19 protein-coding genes and 1 pseudogene are annotated in these 20,094 nt (G+C 57.3%); 5 read left to right on the top strand and 15 right to left on the bottom strand.

Translation table 11 applies throughout. From position 1 onward, the window contains the following. Together ABD76_RS15545 and ABD76_RS15540 are read right to left on the bottom strand one after the other, a co-directional pair. A partial coding sequence (locus ABD76_RS15545; RefSeq protein ID WP_197258173.1) for a transposase family protein occupies window positions 1-379 on the bottom strand: 379 nt, incomplete at its 3' end. A 255-nt stretch (window positions 380-634) separates the two neighbouring features. After that, the gene (locus ABD76_RS15540) at window positions 635-2,092 is read right to left on the bottom strand and encodes an aminotransferase-like domain-containing protein (RefSeq protein WP_197258172.1); all 1,458 of its coding nucleotides are present in this window, start codon (window positions 2,090-2,092) and stop codon (window positions 635-637) included. Window positions 2,093-2,272: 180 nt separating this feature from the next. Here ABD76_RS15540 and ABD76_RS15535 point away from each other — a divergent pair, with 180 nt between their 5' ends. After that, on the top strand, window positions 2,273-2,890 hold the full coding sequence (locus ABD76_RS15535; protein ID WP_197258174.1) for a LysE/ArgO family amino acid transporter: 618 nt from the start codon (window positions 2,273-2,275) through the stop codon (window positions 2,888-2,890). 330 nt (window positions 2,891-3,220) lie between these two features. Then, entirely contained in the window at window positions 3,221-4,966 is a 1,746-nt protein-coding gene (locus ABD76_RS15530) for an alpha-L-fucosidase (RefSeq protein WP_197258171.1), read from the top strand. A gap of 48 nt (window positions 4,967-5,014) precedes the next feature. Here the strand turns inward: ABD76_RS15530 and ABD76_RS15525 are convergent, their stop codons facing one another. The 3 genes and pseudogenes from ABD76_RS15525 to ABD76_RS15515 all read right to left on the bottom strand — a co-directional run bounded on the left by ABD76_RS15525 (window position 5,015) and on the right by ABD76_RS15515 (window position 7,627). Further along, window positions 5,015-5,911 carry a hypothetical protein gene (locus ABD76_RS15525; protein WP_197258170.1) on the bottom strand — a complete coding sequence of 299 codons (897 nt, stop codon included), beginning with the start codon at window positions 5,909-5,911 and terminating at the stop codon, window positions 5,015-5,017. A gap of 43 nt (window positions 5,912-5,954) precedes the next feature. Next, window positions 5,955-6,620: pseudogene (locus tag ABD76_RS30970) on the bottom strand (AlkZ-related protein). 8 nt (window positions 6,621-6,628) lie between these two features. Continuing rightward, window positions 6,629-7,627, bottom strand: a complete 999-nt coding sequence (locus tag ABD76_RS15515; protein WP_197258169.1) for a helix-turn-helix transcriptional regulator — start codon at window positions 7,625-7,627, stop codon at window positions 6,629-6,631. Window positions 7,628-7,930: 303 nt separating this feature from the next. On the opposite strand from ABD76_RS15515, the gene ABD76_RS15510 reads away from it, so the two are divergent. Together ABD76_RS15510 and ABD76_RS15505 are read left to right on the top strand one after the other, a co-directional pair. Beyond that, window positions 7,931-9,031 carry a nitric oxide synthase oxygenase gene (locus ABD76_RS15510; protein WP_197258168.1) on the top strand — a complete coding sequence of 367 codons (1,101 nt, stop codon included), beginning with the start codon at window positions 7,931-7,933 and terminating at the stop codon, window positions 9,029-9,031. Between the two features lie 86 nt (window positions 9,032-9,117). Next, window positions 9,118-9,552, top strand: a complete 435-nt coding sequence (locus ABD76_RS15505) for a hypothetical protein (protein ID WP_197258167.1) — start codon at window positions 9,118-9,120, stop codon at window positions 9,550-9,552. Window positions 9,553-9,692: 140 nt separating this feature from the next. Here the strand turns inward: ABD76_RS15505 and ABD76_RS15500 are convergent, their stop codons facing one another. Continuing rightward, complete coding sequence (locus ABD76_RS15500; protein WP_197258166.1) at window positions 9,693-10,127, bottom strand: VOC family protein; 435 nt, start codon at window positions 10,125-10,127, stop codon at window positions 9,693-9,695. Between the two features lie 238 nt (window positions 10,128-10,365). Here ABD76_RS15500 and ABD76_RS15495 point away from each other — a divergent pair, with 238 nt between their 5' ends. Beyond that, a complete protein-coding gene (locus ABD76_RS15495; protein ID WP_197258165.1) occupies window positions 10,366-10,788 on the top strand; it encodes an AbrB/MazE/SpoVT family DNA-binding domain-containing protein in 423 nt (140 codons plus the stop codon). A gap of 149 nt (window positions 10,789-10,937) precedes the next feature. Here ABD76_RS15495 and ABD76_RS15490 read toward each other — a convergent pair whose 3' ends face one another. The 9 genes from ABD76_RS15490 to ABD76_RS15450 all read right to left on the bottom strand — a co-directional run bounded on the left by ABD76_RS15490 (window position 10,938) and on the right by ABD76_RS15450 (window position 19,839). After that, entirely contained in the window at window positions 10,938-11,351 is a 414-nt protein-coding gene (locus ABD76_RS15490) for a thiol-disulfide oxidoreductase DCC family protein (protein ID WP_197258164.1), read from the bottom strand. A 231-nt stretch (window positions 11,352-11,582) separates the two neighbouring features. After that, on the bottom strand, window positions 11,583-11,783 hold the full coding sequence (locus ABD76_RS15485) for a hypothetical protein (protein ID WP_242069591.1): 201 nt from the start codon (window positions 11,781-11,783) through the stop codon (window positions 11,583-11,585). 121 nt (window positions 11,784-11,904) lie between these two features. Further along, window positions 11,905-12,306: a VOC family protein gene (locus ABD76_RS15480; RefSeq protein WP_197258162.1), complete on the bottom strand. Its 402-nt coding sequence runs from the start codon at window positions 12,304-12,306 to the stop codon at window positions 11,905-11,907. 306 nt (window positions 12,307-12,612) lie between these two features. Further along, window positions 12,613-13,752: a hypothetical protein gene (locus tag ABD76_RS15475; RefSeq protein WP_197258161.1), complete on the bottom strand. Its 1,140-nt coding sequence runs from the start codon at window positions 13,750-13,752 to the stop codon at window positions 12,613-12,615. A 664-nt stretch (window positions 13,753-14,416) separates the two neighbouring features. Beyond that, window positions 14,417-14,869: a hypothetical protein gene (locus ABD76_RS15470; RefSeq protein WP_197258160.1), complete on the bottom strand. Its 453-nt coding sequence runs from the start codon at window positions 14,867-14,869 to the stop codon at window positions 14,417-14,419. Window positions 14,870-14,958: 89 nt separating this feature from the next. Continuing rightward, complete coding sequence (locus ABD76_RS15465) at window positions 14,959-15,648, bottom strand: LrgB family protein (RefSeq protein ID WP_197258159.1); 690 nt, start codon at window positions 15,646-15,648, stop codon at window positions 14,959-14,961. Then, window positions 15,645-16,019, bottom strand: a complete 375-nt coding sequence (locus tag ABD76_RS15460) for a CidA/LrgA family protein (RefSeq protein ID WP_197258158.1) — start codon at window positions 16,017-16,019, stop codon at window positions 15,645-15,647. Before ABD76_RS15460 ends, ABD76_RS15465 begins: the two co-directional genes overlap by 4 nt. Window positions 16,020-16,192: 173 nt before the next feature. Then, entirely contained in the window at window positions 16,193-18,772 is a 2,580-nt protein-coding gene (locus ABD76_RS15455; RefSeq protein ID WP_197258157.1) for a flippase-like domain-containing protein, read from the bottom strand. Between the two features lie 83 nt (window positions 18,773-18,855). Next, on the bottom strand, window positions 18,856-19,839 hold the full coding sequence (locus tag ABD76_RS15450) for a tyrosine-type recombinase/integrase (RefSeq protein WP_197258156.1): 984 nt from the start codon (window positions 19,837-19,839) through the stop codon (window positions 18,856-18,858). Window positions 19,840-20,094 lie beyond the last annotated feature (255 nt).

Raw genomic sequence — 20,094 nt, 5'->3', positions numbered from 1 at the left:
TCTGCATGCGAGCGCTATGCGCTGCTGTAGAACCAAGCGATTGTTCAACGGTATGGAATCGAAAGAGACTGCTGTAGCGCTGTTTGGGGCCGACAAATTCATACATCCATACAAATCCGGCTTCGCAGTGTTTACAGAACATGCGAATGGAGGGCACGTGCAGATAGGTTTTTTTCTCGAACACGGGAAGATGTCGGACGATCCGTATGCCATTGCTTCCTTTGCGGATGACATTTTGATCCGACCCACAGCACGGACAGCATTGCTTTTCGCTGACGGGGAAAGCTTCTATGTGAAGTTCATCGGCATCGATGGACAGGATTTGGCGGATTTTTAGCTCTGGTATGTCGAGTAATTCATTGATATACTGGTTTTGCATCTGTCTATTCCTTTTTTGTTGTTCGGTGAGACTTACAACATTACAGGATTAGCAGATGTTTTTCCATTTTCAGCCTGAGATTATTTCGTCAAGCACTGATTACGGTTTTGAGCCCATTAATTAGTTGAAAATTTGCCGGATGGCTCATGGCGGCATCGAGTAATGACCAATATCAACACCTATTCACATCGTACGCCTATTAAACGCCATAAAGTTTACATAACATTTATTATGTTCTTATGTGAACCATGCCGTTTAGCGCCCGCGAATCAGCTCCGGAAGCAGCTTGAGCGCATGCTCCAGTTCAGGCAGCGACGCATAGGCATAGGACAAGCGAAGCCGCCGGACGGCGGAACGGTCATACAGCACCCCGGGGTTCAATAAGATTCCATGCTTCAAAGCCTGGTTGAACAGCCGCTGCACCGGAATCGGCGATTTCAGGCTGACCCAGACATAGAAGCCCCCCTCCGGCCTCGACCAGTCGGCGATATCCGGCCAATGGGCCTCCAGCAGCGCCAGCATGGCGTCGCGCCGCTCCCGCAGCCGCGTGCGTATATGGTCCAGATGCGGCACATGCATGCCGGACGCGAACCACATTTTGGCCGCCTGCTGCGACAAGGAGCTGGAGCCGTAGTCGGTTTGCATTTTGATGTCGGCCAACCGCTCGATGACCGGCTCCGGACCGACCACCCATCCGATCCGCAAGCCGGGACTGACCGATTTGGACATCGTTCCCACATGCAGGACGATCCCATGCTCATCGCGCGATTTCAACGGCGACGGAGGCTCCCGATCAAGCCATAATTCCTGATATGCGCCGTCTTCCAGCACCGGCAGCCCGATCGTCTCGCATAACGTCAGGAGCTGCTGGCGGCGTGTCTCGCTCATCACCGTTCCGGTCGGATTGTGGAAGGTCGGAATCGTATACAGCATCGAAGCGTGATAGGTCCGCCAGCACCGCTCCAGCTCGGACAGCCGCAGCCCGGCCTCGTCCATCGGCAGGCCAATCAGCTTCATGCCGGCGGATTGGAAGGCATGGATCGAATATAAGTAAGACGGCTTCTCCAGCAAGATGGCCGACTGGCGCTCCAGGAGCCCGGCCGAGATGAGCTGCAGCGCCTGCAGCGCTCCGGAGACGATGAGAATGGCCGACGGCGACGCCTGGATGCCTTGACGGGATAACTCCCGGCTCAGCAGCCCTCTCAGCTCCTCATCCCCTTGCGGCTGCTCGTAGCCGAGGGGGACGGGCCGCTCCGCCAAGGAAGCGAACAGCTCGCGGATCTGCTCCTGCGGCAGAAGCTCGGGCGATAATTCCCCGGTACCGAGCCGGATGATATCCGGATCGAACTCCAGCCGGTTAATGCTCTGGATCATCGGCAGATTCGGGTAATGCGCGCCTTCTTCGACGTAGGCGTTCCAATCCGGCAGATTCATCGGGCGCCGGGCACGCTCGTCGGGAATGCCGATGACCCGGGTTCCGCCGCGGCCCCGGCCTTCAATCCATCCTTCCGACATCAGCGCCTCCATCGCGGTGACGACCGTGCTTCGATTGACCCCGAAGGCTTCGGCCAGCGTCCGCTGCGGGGGCAGCTTCATGCCGATGCTCCATTCGCCGCTGCGAATCCTCCCTTGAACATATTGCTCGATCTGTCTGTAGATGGGCAGCGGAAGCCGGGGATCCGGCTTCCAGTCCGCCTTATAAGTAATCGGCATCGGCCGCTCTCCTTCCCTGCATTCCGCAGGCCGGAAGCCTGCGCATCGCAGTTCCATTATAGCTTTTGGTTGGGCTCGGACACAACCAAATGGTCGGTGACAACCCAAAGCCGGGCAGGTATGCTTGACCTTGTCCTGCGCAAGACGCAACAAGCAACAGGAAGGAAGAGCATGGAACAGATGTGGGAACCTTTTGTACATGGTATATTGCTGGCATTCGGACTGATACTCCCGTTAGGCGTTCAGAACGTGTTCATCTTCAATCAGGGGGCGCTTCACACCCGGCTGTGGAAGGCGGCGCCGGCCGTCATTACCGCCTCCTTATGCGATACGCTGCTCATCGTGCTGGCGGTGCAAGGCGTGTCGCTGCTGCTGCTCCAATGGATCTGGCTGAAAAATGTGCTGTTCGCCGCCGGATTTCTGTTTATCCTCTATATCGGGTATAGTCTGTGGAAGACGGCCGGAGACGGCGCGCAGCGGCAGCATCGGGCCGATACGATCAAGCGGCAAATGGTCTTTACCGCTTCGGTCTCGCTGTTGAACCCGCACGCGATTATGGATACGATCGGAGTCATCGGCACGAGCTCCTTGCAGTATGCGGGAACGGACCGGGTTATATTTGCCGCCGCTGCGGTGCTTGTATCCTGGTTATGGTTCATCTCCCTGGCGATCGCCGGCAGGGTGCTGCGCAAGCTGGATACGACGGGACAGCGCCTGGTCTGGCTGAACAAAGGATCGGCCATCTTGATATGGGGAATGGCCGGCTATATGCTGCTGACGATGCTGAAGGATAATTAGTTACGGCGTATTTGCCTGCCTCAGTTTCGGAAATAGAACGTCCACCCTTGTGCCGTCCGAATTGCTCTTGCCGCTCGGGCTTGTCAAGCACCATTCCCCGAGGCCGCGCGATGGAGGGACGCCGTCATTTCATCGGAGATCAGGGATCTCGGCACGGTGAAGGCTGCCTCCTTATGCTTGTTCCGGCTGGAAATTCAACCCAAATGGTCCGGGCATGGCGACGCAACAGTGATGATACCGGCGGAGAGCGAATAGGTATGAGGGAAAGAGGGCATCTCAATCGGCATTCATGCCCGTACGGTGCCTAATCCATGTCAAGGAGGCGGTGGAATGAATGTGGCAGGGGCGGTTCAACAGTCGAATCGCAAGCAGGCAGAGCGGATGAGCTGGTGGACGGAGGCAAAGTTCGGCATGTTCATCCATTGGGGACTGTATGCCCTTCCCGGCGAAGGCGAATGGCATATGTACGGATCGAAAATACCGGTCGCAGAATATGAATCGCTGGCAGAGCAATTCAATCCCGTTCGCTTCAATGCGAAGGAATGGGTCCGGCTGGCCGGGCAGGCGGGCATGAAATATATCGTGATTACAGCCAAGCATCACGACGGGTTCGCAATGTACGGCTCTCAGGCCGAACCGTTCAATATCGTCGATGCGACGCCGTTCCAGCGCGATCCGATGAAGGAGCTGGCGCAGGCCTGCCAGGAGGAAGGCATCCGCCTCTGCTTCTATTATTCGCATGTCATCGACTGGCACCATCCGCACTCGGTACATCAATTCGCCAACAACATATGGGATTACAAAATGGAAGAGAAGCAATTCGATACGTATTGGAATGAGCTTGTGAAGCCGCAAATCAAAGAGCTGCTTACCGAATATGGCCCCATCGGCCTCATCTGGTTCGATACGGCGGGCGGGCTGTCGAAGAAAGACAGCGAGGACATCGTTGCCCATGTGCGCCGCCTTCAACCGGATTGTCTCATTAACAGCCGGGTCAGCCCTTATCGGGGAATGGGCGATTATCAATCCAAGGGCGACAATGAGACGCCAATGTACGGAGAGGAATCCCGGCCGTGGGAGACGCCGATGACCATGAATGAGACATGGGGTTACTGTCCGAAGGATCAAGCATGGAAGCCGGCCGACTCCCTCATTCGCAAGCTGGTCACTACCGTCAGCAAGGGGGGAAATCTGCTGTTGAATGTCGGTCCTTCGCCGAAAGGAACGATTCCGGAGCCGGCGGCGGAACGGCTGCGCGAGATAGGGGCGTGGACGGAACGGAATGCGGAAGCGATCTACGGCACATCGGCGAGCCCCTTCCCGTATGAGTTCGGTTGGGGAGCCGTGACGGCGAAGCCGGGACGTCTCTACCTGCACGTATTCAATGACAAGTGGCCGCGCGGCCCGTTGAAGCTGCAAGGGATGCGCAGCCGCGTCATCAAGGCGTACCTCCTCGCCGATCCGTTGAAAAGAGAGCTTCCGCTTACCCACACCTATCATGGCGGCACGGAACGGCATACGCTCTCCGTGTCCCTTCCGGACACGGCCCCGGATCGGGCGGTATCCGTCATCGTGCTTGAAGTCGAAGACGTGAACGATCTCGATACCGGATTCACGGTGCTCCCGTCCGGCATGCTGAAAGTTGACGTCACGACAGGAGAGGTGACGGAAGCGGACGGCCTCGGCGACGGGACCGCGGCGGCGCGGCGGGCGGCGTGGGACATCGCGGTTACCGAGCCTGGCGCCTATGCGCTCTCGCTCATCAGCTTCAAGCGCGCCGATGCCGCGCTCGCCGACTCCTATGCCGATGGCGTTCGGCTCACGTTCGCCGGAGAGACCATCGAGACGGTGCCGCTGGAAGATTCGATCGTCACCGAATCCCTGGCATGCCAGTATCCTTACAAGGAGGTCCGTTCCCGGCTGGCGGAGGTCTTCATTCCCGCTCCCGGCACCTATGAGCTGACGCTGACCTCCCGTCTCATCAAGGATCGCAATTCGAAGTTCATCGAGATTTGGCAGGCGGACAAAGTCAAGCTGCGTTCCGTCATGCTGGAACGAATCCATTCGCAGCAGTGATAGCGTCGTTCGTCCCCTGCCCATTCAAGGCAGGGGACGCCGTTATGATCAGGAGCGGGGCAGTCTGCCGAAGCTGCGAAGCGTCAGCAAGCGGTCGACCGTGACGCTGCCGCGCCATTCGAGCTCGCAAGCCGCGCTGACCGCCGGCCAGCTAATGGTCCAGCCGCCGTCCTCCTGCTGCCCCTCCTCCAATGCGTCCAGATGCCGGCGGAAGTCCTCCGGGCTGATGAAGCTCGCGCAGTAGCTCTCTGGCGTCGGAGCCCAGTCCAGCGCCTTGTGCACATAGCCTTCCGCATGCGGATCCAGCTCGATGACGCCCGGCTGCTGCAGGACGCGATCCAATCGCGCCAGCAGCGGTTCCGCCCTGTCCCGATCCGGGACATGCTGAAGGAAGGTGACGCACTGAATCAGATCATGGAAGCCGTGAAGATCGGGCTGTCCGATGCGGCTCCATATGAACTCGGCCGCTTGGCGGAACCAGTCTGCTTCCTTGACCTCTTCCAACCCGGGCTGCTTCATAATCAGGCCGATAATCCTTCCGGTCGGGTTCAGCGAAGCGCGGCTGTCATCTTCGATCGTCCACCACGGGGCATGCGGATAATCATTCACCGTCCGGAACGCCAGCGGGAAGCCGCCGGTGCCCGGAACGGAGATGCTGCGCAAGTACCGTATGATGCCCGCCATGATGTCCGCATCCACGACGCCGATCTCGTCCATAATCGCCAGCGCCATCTCCGTCGGCACCGGCTGGCTGTGCGGACAGCGGATATCGGGCTCCAGCGCATGGCCGAACCCGCCATCCTCATTCTGATAAGCCCGCAGGGCGGCCAGCACATCCTCGGCGCGGCCGTCCGCAAAATGATACTCGAATCGGCGCCGATCCAGCAGCCGGGCGTTGGCATAAAGAAATGAGGCCGCGGCTTCCAAAGCGAATTTTTTCTCCATCTCAATAAACCTCCTAAATATTTAATGTTATTAACAATATGATTCAAAAGCCGAACAACTTCGCGAAGTACGTCATCGCCTGCGGACTGCTGTGCTCCCCCAGACGCGCTTGCAGGCGGCTTCTCGCCTCGTCCTCCGACATCGGCTCCAACGGAATCCCCGCGCCCTCCATCCAATGCTCCAGCGTCTCGAAGCAGGTGCTGTTCCAGCCGTTCACCTCGCCTGCCTCGTTCCGCGGCGCCCTGACGCCGGAGATGACGATATCGAGTCCGGACTGGAGCTCCGCCAATGCCTGATCGAATTCCTTCTTGCTCTACTTGGCCTTCATGCCGGGCGCGGCCCGCAGCGCGCGCGTCTCGATCCCCTGCTCCTCCTCGATCTTCGCATATACCTCCCTGGCGGCCTTCGACACGAGGCCGTCGCCGTACCGCTCCGCGATGCTGCGGCTGCTTCCGAGCAGCGTCTTCACGGGAAGAATCAGATCGCGGGCCACAAAGATCGCCTTCTTCTTCACGAACTTGCCATACGCCGCGATGCCGTCGCCCGGGAACCGGACGCGCCAGCGCCAAGGATCCAGTTCCGTGTCGGAATGCCATCGCTCGGGCAGCGTAATGCCGGCAAGAGAGGGATGGTCCGGAATTAAGGGCGCCAGCGGCAGGATGCCGCAGGCGCGGATGACCCCGATCGCTTCGTCGTATGTATCAATCATCGTTTGCTTCATCTTTCTTCCTCCTTCGATGTCTGTTGAACCTTGCGCTCCCCTGCCGGCTCATCCGAAGCATACCGTTCGCACATGCGTGCGGCCCGTTCACGGATTTCCCGGCGGAGCGCTGGCGGCGCAAGCACCTCTCCGTCGGGGCCCAACCCGTGGAAGAAGCGGACCGCCCACGCCCATTCGCTTCGCGGACAAGCAAATTCGACCTCCCACTCCTCTTCCCCGATCTGGAGCACCCGATCGCCAATATGCTCGTCCTGCTCGGCCAGGAGCGCGCCGCGGTACGTCAGGCGGGCTCGGATAGGTATCTCGTTCCCGCCGGCATCCCGCGCCTTCTTGACGCGGCCCCGCTTCTGCCGGGCCGCTTCCAGCTCCGCCGCAGCTTCTATCCGCTCGATCTCCTGGAACCGATCGACCCGGAAGGTGCGCTCTTCCCCATGATCGAGGGAGAAGGCTTCGCAATACCAGAAGCCGTGCGCGCTCACGATGCGCAGCGGCCGGAGCCGCAGCCAGCGCGTCTGGCTGGCCGAGCGGTAATGGGCCCGAATCCAGAAGCCTTCAGCCGCGCACTCCATAAGCCGGTTCAGCATCGGGACCCGGTAGTTCCGCTTCGGCATCGACAAGATCAGCTTGTCCAGGATCGGTTCGATTTCCTTCCTCACCTGCTCGGGAAGCGCCTGCTTGATTTTGTCCAGGGCGCTCCACCGTTCCGCGTTGAACGGCGTATCGGCAAGCTGGGTCATGCCCTGGAGCGCGCACAAGACCGTCATCGCCTCTAACGGACTGAACTGCAAGGGCGGGAGCTTATAGCCATCCATCAGCCGGTATCCTCCGACCGGCCCGCTCGCGGCGTAGAAGGGAACCCCCATCTCGCTCAAAGCCTGCATGTCACGCAATATCGTTCGCTTGGATACCTCGAACTTGTCGGCCAGCGACTGGGCGGTTTCCGTCCCCGTTTGCAGCGCCATCACAATGGCGGCCAGACGGTCCGAACGTTTCATGGCGGATGCCTCCTTCCGATTCTCGCTGTGTTCTTTTCGCTGCTGATGTCTGCATTATATCACGGCATTGGTGACAGCTTGCATGTCACCAATAAGTTGAATTGGTCGGCAACGCGAACCGGTTCCGATGCCCCGCTTGCGGCGCTTGCTCTCCTTGGACCCGCATCCGCCGCCTGGACTAGGGCATCCCTTCGCCGCTATGGAAGCCGTAAAGAAAATGTCGGAAACGGTCACGGGAATGAGGCGGCGGGTATGATATGCTGAAGGTATTGACGACGGATTGAAGGAAGGACAGCAATAGATATGACGGACACACGAACACGGGAAGACAAGCTTATCGAGGCGGCGTCCAGCTTCATCGTGCGCTGCTACCACGAGCTCGGCAAGGATGAGGCCGCGGTGAAGCGGCGCCTGAACGAGATTGAGCGGGAGGTCGCCTCCCGGGGAACCTATGCGCATACCTTCGAGGAATTGGAGCATGGCGCCAAAATGGCGTGGCGCAACAGCAACCGGTGCATCGGCCGCTTGTTCTGGCCGTCCCTGCAGGTCATCGACGAGCGGGAAGCGTCCACGGCCGATGAAGTGCTGCAAGCGCTGCGCAGGCATATCGCCTTCGCTACCAATGGAGGCAAGATCCGGCCGACGGTGACGGTGTTCCGGGCGGACGAGCCCGGCCGCGAGCCGATTCGGATCTGGAATCACCAGCTAATCCGCTATGCGGGCTATGACAAAGACGGCCGCCGCTGGGGCGATCCGCATTCGGTCCGCTTCACCCGGATCTGCGAATCGCTGGGCTGGCGGGGCGCGGGGACCCCGTTCGACATCCTGCCCCTGGTCGTTCAAGCCGGCAGCGAACCGCCGCAATGGGTGGAGCTGACGCCGGAAGAAGTGCTGGAGGTCCCGCTGACGCATCCGGAATACGGCTGGTTCGCAGAGCTCGGTCTCCGCTGGTATGCGGTCCCGATCATTGCGGATATGCGGCTCGAGATCGGAGGAATTGACTACAAAGCGGCTCCGTTCAACGGCTGGTACATGGGCACGGAGATCGGCGCCCGCAATCTGGCGGATGAGCAGCGCTATCATCAGCTTCCTCCCGTCGCGGCGCGCATGGGGCTGAACACCGCTTCCAACGCGACCCTATGGAAGGATCGGGCCTTGGTCGAGCTGAATGCGGCCGTGCTGCACTCTTTCAAGGAAGCCGGCGTCAGCATCGTCGATCATCATACGGCGGCCCAGCAGTTCAAGCGGTTCGAGCAGCAGGAGGCGGAAGCGAACCGTTCCCTGACCGGCGATTGGACGTGGCTGATACCGCCGATGTCGCCTGCGGCGACGCATATTTTCCACCAAACCTACAGCGACGAACAAATATCTCCCCTCTTCGCCTATCAGACGGCGCCCTATTGAAGCCTTTCAAAGAGACAATTAACTCGATACAAGCCCGGAGAGCCGTTCTTCGGGCCTTTTCTCGCTCCAGGGTATTATGCATATCTATGGCATTATCGCACTGCTATGGCACTCAAGCGTCGCTGAAGCAGCAGGCAGAGATCGGGCAGCAGAGCATCGTCTCGCAGATGGCCGGCGAGGAATCTGTCATCTCCCCTGCGTTCGATCGGCCGGGACTCCTTTGCGCCATTGCGGCTAACGATCAGATCGAAGTTCGTTATCAGTTGTTCTCCAAGCGAGACGATCAGGTCGATGTCAAAATCAGCACCAGCGGCATGAATGTTCTGAAGCAGGTCTCGATCCGCTGCGTGGATGGGTTCTACGGCACGAGCGCCGGCAACCTGCTGGGCGAGAAGGGACAGACGAAGATGCTGCAATGGATGGAGAGCGCGGGCGAACACACCGTAATGTATACGATAACGGCGTCGTCGGAGACGATTGCCGAGAGGGAACTGACCTTTATCGCCGAGCATATGCAATAAACGGCGAATGGGCCGGGCAAGCTCTGACTGCCCGGCCTTATTCACGTCTATTCATAATACATAATATATATTATGTGAACTTTATTGCTCCGTATGACCGGACATATGCCCATATTCCCCGTTCAGCCCCAACTTCCTCTTCAAGAGGAAGCAGGCTGCGGCAAGTCCAACTGCCACCGAATGCCGAATCGGTCCATGACAACCGCGAACCTCGACTTCCAGAACGTCATTTGCAATGGCATCAGAATGCGTCCCCCTGCGGACAACCGCTCGTACAGCCGGTTTATTTCCTCCTCGCTGCCGCAGGCAATCGTCAGATGAACGCGATGCTCCTCCGCAAGCTGCCCGGCTCCCGTGCTGTCGGCACAATAGAGCGTCTGGCCGCCGACGATAAATTCCCCGTGAATGAGCTTGTCGCAGTCCTCCTCCGCGATGCTCCGCTCCACATCGTTCCTGGCTTCGCCATAGCGGTTCATCGAGACGATCTCGCCGGAGCCGAACGCGTCAATATAATAGTTCATCGCTTCTTCCGCCTCGCCCCGGAACATGAGATAAGGAGTAATCTTTGCTTTCATGCACATCCGCCTCCTTCTTTGCATACGATTAATTTGCCCGAACAGCTTCCCTCTCATCCCCCGCTCCCGTCTGCCCTCCTGCTCATCTTGTGTCCCCCATTGAGCCGGACCAATGAATAAAGAACTATTCGTTCTTGTCGATATATGGCACTTTTTGACAGGATAATAAGCCTTTTTTTACCATCATTTATTTGGTATACTATTAAAAAATGATAGTCAGAAGCGAGAGGGGTGCCTGATGAAGGACACGGGTATGATTCGTAGCTTAGATAGCCTTGGCCGCATTGTTATTCCGGTTGAAATTCGCAACGCGCGCAACATTGAGATTGGAGATGCAGTGGAGTTTTTTGTGCTGGATGATCATATTCTCGTGCTGCGGAAATATACTTCGACGGAATGCACGTTCTGCCGGAGTATGGAAAGTGTGACTTACTACAAGGATCAATTCATTTGCTCTTCCTGCCTGAAGGAACTCGCCGGAGCCCAAGACTTGGCACCTATTGCCCCTCAGCCCCAGGCCAAGAAGCGAGCCAAAACATCCGAACTGATCCAGCGTCTCCGAGAAGCGTTCGAAGAGTATCCTGGAGCAAGCCAGAAGGAACTCGCCAAAATCCTTGGCGTTAGCCAAGGAAGGATCAGCCAATTAAAAAAGGAAATGTAAGCGCAACGAAAAGAAAGCGTTATCTTTCGAGTCTAGTCTCACCTTCACGCGGCTCCATTCGTCCTCTTTGCTTTCCGCAAGGAGTGCGTCTGGAGCCGCAGTCTTCTATTTTCCCCCTTCTCATTCGTCTACCGCCGGCCGGCAGGACGTTACGAAGATGTCCCCCGCTTCACATGACAGCCGTCCTCCAGGCACCCACCTGCAGGCACGATCATCCTCCGGGACGCGATCCAATCGTACAATCGCTCGCCGAAGCCAAGCTTGATCGTGACCCAGACCGCAGGACATAATGCCATAAGCAGCGGCACGCGAGAGCACAGCCGGAGCACGGCGGCGATTCCGGAATCAATCTTGCCGCTTCCGGCGCATCTGACATGCATCCGCGCCTCCAACGCATCCGGCGAGATTCCCCGCGACACCATATCGGTTACCGCCTCTCCATCGCGAATCGACCGGAACCGGAGCGCATGAAGCCAATCCCATCGTTCGAGACGGCGCCGGATTCCGCCGCATAACGGACACCATTCATCGTAGTATACTTCAAGCTGCTTCCGTTGGCGCATCGGGATCCTTCCTTTCGTTGCTCATCTTCTTCTACTATTGTATCACTCTTTTTCAAGCCGTGCGCCACGGCAGGCGGCTCGCCCCTTTCCGGCTCCAAGAGGACGGCAAAAAGGCCAATCCTCTGGCGGAAGCGCAAAGGTTGGCCTTTATAAGGGGTGAATCGCAATTGGAAAGTTATTCTTTTCACATAGTTGGGTATGCAAAGCTATCATTTCTTAATCCAGCCTCGATTACGCATAGTAAGCTTGCAGCAAATCCCGCGTGTCGTCTTGTGGCTCCGGAACGGCACCGTTCTCCTCCCAGCATCGCTTGCACTCGTTCTCTGTCGTGCAGCGGTGATTGTCATCGCACATGTAGCACAGTTGGAGGTAATTGCGGGTTACGTTATCGGCATGCTTCTGAACGTCGAATGTTTTGAAGGTTCTCATCATTCTCACTCCCTCTTCTTTATGGTTCTACTATAACATGAATTTGGATAATAACATGTGAAATAAATCACAATATATAAAAAAGAGATCAGAGCCAGTCACCTATCTCCGATCCCGCGGATAATTAACCGTTGTTGTCCAGGTTCAACTGCCAGGAGACGCCGAATTTGTCATTGACCCAACCGAATTTCTTGCTGAACGGGGAAGGACCCAACTGCATCAGCTCTTGCCCGCCTTCCGACAGTTTGGCATACAGCTCATCGATTTCCTCCTCGCTCTCGCAGTTCACGAACAGCGACATCGATGGCGTAAAGGTGAACTCATGCTTCAGGCTGCTGTCAATGCACATGAACGTCTGTCCGTTCAGCGTAAAGACGGCGTGCAGCACTTTCCCTTCCTGGCCTCCCCCGCTGCCGTCTTGGCGAACGAGGCTTACAATCTCTCCATCCGGAAACAATGAGGTGTACAAATTCATTGCCTCTTCAGCCTGTCCCTCGAACATAAGAAAGGTCGTAATTTTTTGCATCCCAAGTCATCTCCATTTCTGAATCGGATTCGAAATTGCATCGGAGGTCCCGGCTCAACGGCAAGCTATTGCTGCGCGGTTTTCAAGTCCGGACCAGCCATCGTTCTGCCGTCCTTTTCTCATACCGTAAAATGGCCCCATGTAAATTATGCCCCGCGGCTCGAACCGGCATCAGGCTCAGGTGATCGGATAAGCAAATTTTTGCCTCTTCATCAAGACAAGGGAAGCTGAAAACGTATGCCGGATCGCGCATGCCACAAAGCGCCCCAACCGCGTCGGGACGCTCTGATCCTTCTGTATGCCGCTTCAGGATTTGACTTCCTGGACCTGAACCGACTTGTAACCGAGCTTGCCGATAATTTCCGGCGTAATATACAGCGCTCCTTCTTGCAGCAGGCTGTTGCCGCTGTTCAGCACGACCGACTTGCTTCCGTTCGTGACCTTGAACCGGTAATCGGGAGCCTTCGCCTGCAGCTTCGCTATGCCCCAGCCGAGACTCTCCGCGAGCGGCTTCAGCGGAATGCGCATCTGCCCCTGCTCCTCGAACGCGACAGGCACGCCGACCTTGGCCTCGTCAAGCACCACCGTATAAGCCGCGCGGACCTTCACCGGCAGCTTCTCGACCGGAATCGCATCCAGGTCGAAATCCTCGGGCAGATCGGCCGTCGCATCTCTCGCTTCCGCCGGCTTCGGCAAATAAGTCTCCGCTTCCGCCCAATCCTTGATCGGCTTCGATACGCCCTTGCTTAAGTCATACAGGAACAGCGGCCGCTCCGGCTTGTTCTCCGAGTAGACGATCAGGCCGGATTCCGGATGAATCCCCTTCAGATTGCCGAGCACCACTCTTTCCGTCTTGCCGTTCGCCGGATTATAGACAAGAATTTCTTCCTGCTTCGCTTTCTCGCTGATATGGCTGTATACGATGCGGTTATCATGCAGCCAGGTGGCCTGCGCGTATTGATTCGTCCGCAGCCATTCCTTCGTCGCGCCGGTTTTGTTGTTTTTCAACAGATAGCTGTATACCGCTTTTCTTCCCCCCTGCTCGCCGGTGACGGTATATCGGCGCTGATGCAAGCCCCATTCCCCGTTCGGCGAAGGCTCGAACCATTTGCCCTTCACCACTTCCTGATCATTCGGGTCGAACGCATACTGCATGCCGCCAAGCACACTGTCCTGATATGTAGTGTCCAGCAGGGGCTCGTTCTGTTCCGCCCCCGTAACTATGCGGCGAATCTTCTCGTCCCATTGCTTCCATTGCCCATCCGTCGTCTTGACGACGACGCGCTGATCGAAGCCTTTGTCGTCTGTCCGTGTTACGTTATAATAGATCGCTCCGGTATTCGGATCCCGGAACGCTTCTTCCGCAGAATAGTTGCCGGCTGCCCCGGCAATCGTAGGGAGGCTTAAACCAAGCAGAATTCCCCATGCCCATAACGTTGCTTTCATTCATCGTCAGCTCCTTTATGTAAAATAATACGCGCCACCCTCCGATCAGTTTCTGATCTTTAAGAAAAATGATGACATGCCACCTACTATTTACCCGGCACGGCCGCGGCAGAAACATTCGCCCGCAAAAAAATCAAGCTTCTTCACATTCATGCAGGCACCAGTTTCCCTAGCGCATAAAAATAGGGGCTGTCCCATCAGCAGTGTTTCGCTGCAGTGATGAGACACCCCCCCTAATTCTCCAAGCTTGGCTTGCAGAAATAATGCAAAAATACAGCTTTCCATTATGAGGTGTCGCCCGTGAGAGGGATTCCTGCAAAAGTGCAGGAATTCCTGGCTTTGCTAAAGATAGAAAACAAAAATCGGCGAGAATAATGCACTTTTACAGGAATTTAATCAAATATGGCCACAAATAGCGTAAATTCCTGCATTCACGCAGGATTTTCATTTCACCAGCTCCGTCACACAGCCTCGTCTCAACCTGTCCATATTCCGTCGCTTTTCCTTCCGCCGTCTTCCTGCCTCTATATTATCTGTACATCCCGCCTTGCCCCGCATCCTTGCGCACTGCCTATGGGACACCCTCAATGATACGACAAAGCTCCCTCTCACGCTTTCCGCCATGCTTAGCGGTTTGCGCTTAATCCGGTTCCCGATACCCATGCTAAGCGGTTCGCTCTTCGTCCGGTTCCCGATACGCCCTTAACGATTCATCGATAATGGCCTGAATGAAGGCATCCTCGATCTTCGGAAGCAATGACACCGCATATGCCCAGGCATTCTCTTCGATCCGGAGCGCGATCCGCCGGATATCCGCCGGGCTGCCGCCCATATCCATCGCTGCGGACAGCCTCTCCAGATCTCCGTCCGCGGCATGGCCCAGCTCATGGGCCACGACGACGGCGAAATAATCCTCGGCACGGTCAAGCGAGCCGAATAACTGGACGCATTGCGCCGCGATGACTTCAGAATACATCGTAATCGCGCCGGCATTCATGCTGTACTTGCCGCCGACAAGACGATGTCCCGGGAACCGCCGCTCAATCGAGATCGTAACCGGCAGGCCGGAACGTTCGAGCAGCCGCCCTGCGATCTGCTCCATTCTCCCCTTTTCCAATGCTCTTCCCCGTCTCCTTTTCCCGCAAGCTGCGTCCTATTATAAGTCAATGCCCGCCAAAAACAAGCCGCCAAAAGAACGATTGCGAATCACAAAAATAAATAGAGCGGAATGAACAGAACCGATGTAATGAGGCCGGCCAGCCCCATCGCCAGGCCGCTGAACGTGCCCTGCATCTCCGATTCGGCCAGGCTGCGCGAGGTGCCGAAGCCATGCGCGGCCGTTCCCATCGCCAAGCCAAGCGACACATTGTCCTTGATTCCGGTCCGCCGGAGGAACAGCATCCCGAACATGCTCCCGATGACGCCCGTGAAGACGGTGAAGACCGCTGACAGCTCCGGCATGCCGCCGAGCGTCCGCGAGATCTCCACGGCGATCGGTGAGCTTACCGACTTCGGAAGCATGCTTAGCACGACGTCCCGCGCTCCATCGAGACTGACCATCAGTGCCGCCACGCTGACGACGCCGACGAGGGAGCCGCATGTAATCGATAGCACGATCGCCTTGAACTGCCGCTTCACGATATGCCGGTGCTTATAGATCGGAACCCCGAGCGCAACAGTGGCCGGCCCGAGAAGAAGCGACAGCATATCGGCGCCCACCTGATAGTCGGTCAGCGGTATGCCCCCGATCCAGAGGAATCCGATCAGGACGACGGAGCAGAACAGAATCGGATGCACCCACGACACCCGCGAATGGACCAGACGGGCCAGCGCATAGACGACGATGGTGGCGGCGATGCCGAACAACGGTTGATGCGACCAAATGACATCGGTCATGCCGTCTCCCCCTTCCCGTTCACTCGGACTTCCTTGCGGGAGGGCTTCTGCAGCTTCGCGGCGGTGAAGCCGGTCACCCACAGAACGAGCAGCGTGCTGCCGACAATGCCTGCGGCAATGCTCCATCCATGCGATTCGAGCACCGGAAGGAAGGCGATGACGCCCACGACATAAGGAATGAAGAATAAGAGCATATGGTCAAGCAGGAACTGGGCCGACTGCTCCACCCATTCGAGCTTCACCCAGCCGAAGCCGAGCGAGATCAAAAATAAGATGAGACCAATGACGTTCCCCGGAAGCGGCAAATGAAGCAGCGCATGCAATCCGGTCCCCACAAGATGAAAACCAAGCAAAATCGCAAATCCAAGCATACAAAACCACCCTTTAAAGTCTACCGATGATGTCTCTTCCTTACCATTGTAGCAAAGCGGCCCGGTGCCGCCCAGAGCCGGATGCAGGCGGAAAGCGGCGTTGTAAGCGGTTTTCTCCATTAAAAAAGACCGGGAGGCGCTCCCAGTCCTTTTGAGTGATTTTCATAAAGGTTTCATGACCTGCCGCCGGACGCTCCCTTTCGAACCTGGCTCAGCGATCGCGTGATGCGCCATATCGTCCAGTTCATCTGCCGCTGCTTTAGGAACGCGATATATTGCGGCTCCCAGACGACCGGCCCGAACGCTTCCCACAAGGTGCGCTGCTGCGTCAGCGGGTACAGATCGCGAACGCGGCGGAATATCGCGGTCGCGGCCCGCTCGGACCAAAGACGCGGTGCCCGGTTCGTCTCCACATGCGAGAGCGGAACGAGACCGGATACGAGGCGTGTGCAGTGATGGCGCTGTCCCTGCCGCAGCAGCAGCTCGCGGAGTTGGGCGAGCGGCTCCTCATGCTCGGGCCGCGCTACGCTGAATCGGGTACGGATATCCTCCGCGATGATCGCCTTCCCGGCCGGATGAATGCGGTAGACGGCGTATCCGATGCAGCGATCCGGTTCGCCATGCAGGAGCAGCAGCCGCAGATCCGGATCCTCCGTCGACAGCAGGCGCCGGAGCGAGGCCAGATAGCCCTGGGGCACGGCCTCGTACTGATGCTGAACGACATGCGTCAGCTCCCGGAGGCGCTGCGCATCAAGCGGCAGCGGCAGCAGCTCATGCGGCGCATGGGGCAGGCTGATGCGGCCCTCCGGAATATCGAGGCGCGCGCTCTCCCCCATCTTGAAAAAATCATTGCCGAAATCATGCAGCATCGGCATCTCTTCCACGCCGGCCTGCAGGAACACGATATCCAGGCCGTAGCGATCCGCCTGCTCGTACAGTTCGGCCAGCGAGAGCTGCATCGCTTCCGGGTGGCGCCTGGACGGCGGGCATCCGAACAGAATCGCTATCCGGTTCCGAATCAGGAACGGGAGCGGAAGCTTGCCGGTGCGGGCCGTGAAGACCCGCTTCCCGGGCAAGCGGCGGTACAGCCAGCCGTTCGGCCCCTGGAGGAGTGCATCATCCTCTGGAATCCAGGCTCGTCCGAGCGGCTCCCGCAGATGGCGCTCGAAGGCGAAATAAGCGATCGAATACAGAAGCAGCGCGGTCACAAGCCCCGTCAGCAGCGTCGTCGTAAATTGAGCGTAGCTCAATGTCACGTCTGCATACGCCGGCTCGAGATGAATCTCGCCGAGCAGATAGCCCATAAGCGCATAGCTGAGCATGAACAGGGTCATCAAGATGCCGGTGACGATGATCGTCGCCTTCGTGAGCGGGTAGCGGTAGCGGTTGAACTGCGAACGCAGCAGCACGAGGAAGAGAATCATCCCGGCCAGCCATAGCGTATGGCGAATCGTCGTCCCGAGCAGGAACGTCAATATCGTACATAAGCCGAGCGACAGCAATGTCACGAAATAGGCCCGGATCGTCCGTTCGAACAGCCCCTTGAGCATAAGCATCATCAAAATGCTCGCCCCCAGCACGATTCCGTTCACCAGCGGGTAGAAATCGCCGTGATCGCCGTAGATCAGCGGCAGCAGGAAGGCGCTCCGCTCCCATTCCGGCACGGTGAGCGTGTAGAGAGCCAGAAAAAATGAGGTCATGAACATCAGAATGACGACCGACCAGGAGGACAGCGAACTCCACAGCGAGCGCTGGATGAACCAGATGATGCTTCCGGTCTCGATGTAGGAGCCGATCGTCGGATGATCCTCGAACCGCTTCACGGCCACGCCCCCGAATTCGAAGGCGGCGAAGATGAGTCCCAAGGCAAAAGGAATGAAATAATAGACAATCCGGTACAGCAGCAACGCCGTGAAGACGGTGCTGTCGGCCACGCCAATCGCCTGCAGCCCGATGAGATACGTAATATCGAAGGTCCCGAAGCCGCCGGGAACCATGCTGATCAGCCCGGAAATCGCGCTGACGGTGAACACGCCGATCACCTCGGGATAAGTGACATCGCTGCCCAGCAAATATAAGATGAGGTAGGCGACAGACCCCGCCGCCAGCCACTCGGCGAACGAGACGATCGTATAGCCCAATGTCATCTTCGCATTGGCATGCCGCCGGCCCTTCCATTGCGAGAACAGGATATACGCCGGAAAGAACAGCGCCACCCCGATCAGCGTGATCCAGAGCCAGCCTTTGACGGCGAGCAGACTATATGCGGGAAAAACGCCAAGCATCACGAGAACGCCGAGAATCGACAACCCGCTAATCATCGATGGAGCCATCCAGGCGATCGCCAGCAGCAGGCGCCCTACTTCTCCTACCGACTCGCGGTAAAGAATCGTCCGCACGCCGACGCCGGCAATGCCGCCGAAGCCGAAAATGCCGTTGAACGTGTTGGCGATCCAGGAGACCCGGAACACCTTTCCCCAGCGGAACGGCACCCGGATGGAGCGCAGCAGCAGGACATCATAGAAAAACATGCAGGATACGGCCAGGCCGCCGGCAACAATTAACCCCGTAAAATAATCCCCGGACAACAAACGGATCGCATGCAGCGATTTTTTGAGCGAGAAATGAGCCAATTCCTTCTGGCCCTGGAAGATGACAAAAACGATAACGGCGATCGGGAACACAATTTTTAGGATATGCATCAGCCTTTTGTTCCGCAGCAAGGCTTGCGCGCACAGCTTGATCGAATTCATCGTGTTCCTCCTCCCGGATATTAGTTTACATAATGTTTATTATGTTATTAGTTGAAAACGAGCCCGAATCCGGTGCGGAGTGTTCATCGCTCTGTTCCTTCTCCGTTATTTCCATCATGCTCGATTTCGGCCCCCTTCATTCTTATATAAGGAAGCAATCGCTCGACCGCTTCCTGCTTCTGTTTGTCGGAGACGTGCGTGTAGACCGTCGTCGTCTGAATCGAAGCATGTCCAAGCATATCCTGCACGGTGCGGATATCCGCTCCGCTTCGGAGCAGCAGGGTCGCAAACGAGTGGCGCAGCTTGTGGCAGGAATAGGAGCGCCCGCGCCCTGGCGTTATGACGCCCTCAGCCGCGGCCAATCCTTCGAACGCCTGCTCCGCGATATATTGGATGTTGCGAATGGACAAGCGGCGTCCTTTTTGCGAGATGAACATCGCTTCCTCGCCAGCTCGCCACGGCGTCAACCGCTCTTCCAGGGCGAGTCGGAGCTGCTCCGCGACCGCAGCCGGAAGCGGAACGGTCCGCCATTTGCGCCCTTTCCCGAGCACCTCCAGCGTATGCCGCTCCGGATGATAATCACCCACATTCAGCCGGTGGACCTCCCCTACCCGCAGTCCGGCATAGGCCATCAGCATTAAAATGGCGAGATTCCGATTATAATATTTGCCCTTTGCGTGCGTCAGCACGCTCTGAAGCTGTTCCGGCTCCAAATAGACGGGAGCCCGGTTCATCTCCGTCTTCGACTTCTTCACGCCGAGCGCGGGATTGACATTTGTCCATTCCAGCTCATTCAGCGCCCGGTAGAAGCTGGTCAGCGCGCAATGCTTGCGGTTCCGCGTCGCATCGCTGACGCCGGAAGCTTTGACCTGCGCGAAAAAGGCCAGCACCTGCATCTTCGTCACTTCCTCGACGGGCTTGCCGTTCAGCGTGCGCAGGAACTGCCTCACATCGCCTATGTAATTGCGCTGCGTGTACTCGGTATATCCCGCATTGGCCATCCATAAACGGAACCCTTCCAGCGGCTCTTCATACAGCGCGGTTAGATCATGACGGGTCAGATTCATTGCTGATCCATACTCCTTTATCGTCATTCCGCAGCGTCCAAATAACTGCGTATAATGATTATTATACGCAGTTTCTATTCAGAAGCGCAAACTTCGACACGCTAAGACAAAGGATCATGAATTTCCGGCCTCTTTTTTCCTGTTTTTATGGTTAACCTTTATTTTTTTCCGTCCGTCAATAATTGAACAAATATGAATGCTAATGCGCTCGCGATTGTTATCTTTTTCTAAATAGTGTGACACACTAACGATATA

The sequence above is a fragment of the Paenibacillus dendritiformis genome (genome assembly GCF_015845845.1).
Lineage (GTDB): Bacteria > Bacillota > Bacilli > Paenibacillales > Paenibacillaceae > Paenibacillus_B > Paenibacillus_B dendritiformis_C.
This window is presented reverse-complemented; position numbering and strand designations above follow the sequence as displayed.